Origin of the sequence: Streptomyces sp. KR55, from assembly GCF_052245645.1 — a bacterium.
GTDB classification, from domain to species: Bacteria; Actinomycetota; Actinomycetes; order Streptomycetales; family Streptomycetaceae; genus Streptomyces; species Streptomyces flavusporus.
This window is the reverse complement of record NZ_JBQQCE010000918.1, coordinates 1-1,268: the sequence shown is the minus strand read 5'-3', so window position 1 is coordinate 1,268 and position 1,268 is coordinate 1. Positions and strand designations below refer to the sequence as shown.

The 1,268-nt window shown below is 76.7% G+C and carries 1 protein-coding gene; it reads right to left on the bottom strand.

Annotation, left to right across the window (positions count from 1 at the left end; translation table 11 throughout):
• A partial coding sequence (locus ACTWQJ_RS51505; protein ID WP_443313220.1) for an SDR family oxidoreductase occupies window positions 1-1,268 on the bottom strand: 1,268 nt, incomplete at both ends.

Below are 1,268 nucleotides of genomic sequence, written 5' to 3'. Positions count from 1 at the left end.
GGGTGGTGCTGACCAGGTCGCCGTCGCGGGTCAGGAACCCGGCGTCGGCCAGGATGTTGAGCAGTGCCTCGTGCAGCCGCCGGAAGCGGTCGAGGATGCCGAGGCGGCCGCGCAGCTCCTCGGCGCCGTGCCGTTCGCCGGAGCGCCGGAAGGCTCCCATGCGCTGGTAGACGCCGAGCAGCATGGGTGCGGAGACGGCCTCCAGCTCCTCGTATCCGGTAAGGACGCGGCGGGCGGCCGGGGCGGCGGCGGTACCGGTGCCGAGGTGTCCGGCCGCGGCGGCCAGGGCGGCCGGGTGGCCGCCGCCGAGGACCTCGCCGTCCAGGGCCGGGTCGTGGCCCATGGCCTCCAGGGCCCGGCGCCCGGCGCGGATCGGCATGACCTGCGGCAGCCCGCTGCCGAGGATGCGGTGGACGGCGGCGATGCCCGCGGCGGGGCTGAAGCCCTGGATGCCGAGCCCGGCGAAGATGTCGGCGAGTCCGGGCTGGGCGCCGGAGCCGACCATGCCCCAGTAGCCCTGGTTGACGACGGTCACCGGATACGGCAGCCGGTCGCGCAGGAACAGCGCGTAGGCGTCCTCGGTGGCGGAGGCGCAGATGTAGGCGCCGTTGCCGGCGAAGCTGCCGAAGGAGCCGGCGGAGGAGAAGTAGACCAGGAAGTCGAGGTCCTGGCCGTCGACGGCGGCGGCGAGCGCGGCGGCGCCCTCGGTCTTGACGCGGGTCGCGGCGGTGAAGGTCTCCTCGTCGAGATCGGCGAGGGCATGGTTGTCGAACACCATCGCGGCGTGCACGACCCCGTGCAGGGCGCCGAAGCGGCGGTGCGCCTCGGCGACGGCGGCGGCGAGGTCGGCGGCGGCGCAGGCGTCGCCGCGGACGTGGGCGACGTCGCCGCCGAGGGCGCGGATCTCCTCGGCGGCGGCGCGCTGTTCGGGGCCGAGGTCGCCGCGGCTGAACCACACCAGCCGGGCCCGGTGGCGCTCGGCGAGGTGGCGGCTGAGTTCCTGGGCGATGCCGCCGGTGCCGCCGATGAGCAGGTAGACGCCGCCGTCCCGGAAGACGGGGCCGGGCGCGGGCAGGGTGACGCGGCCGAGGCGGCGGACGTAGCGGGCCCCGCCGCGCAGGGCGACGGTGCGGCCGGTGGCGTCGGCGGGCGCGGCCAGGATCGCGTCGGCCAGGGCGGCGGTCGCGTCCTCGCCCGTGAGATCGGCCGAGGCGAAGTCGAGGGCGCCGACCCGGAGTTCGGGGCGCTCCTTGGCCACCACCTGGAGC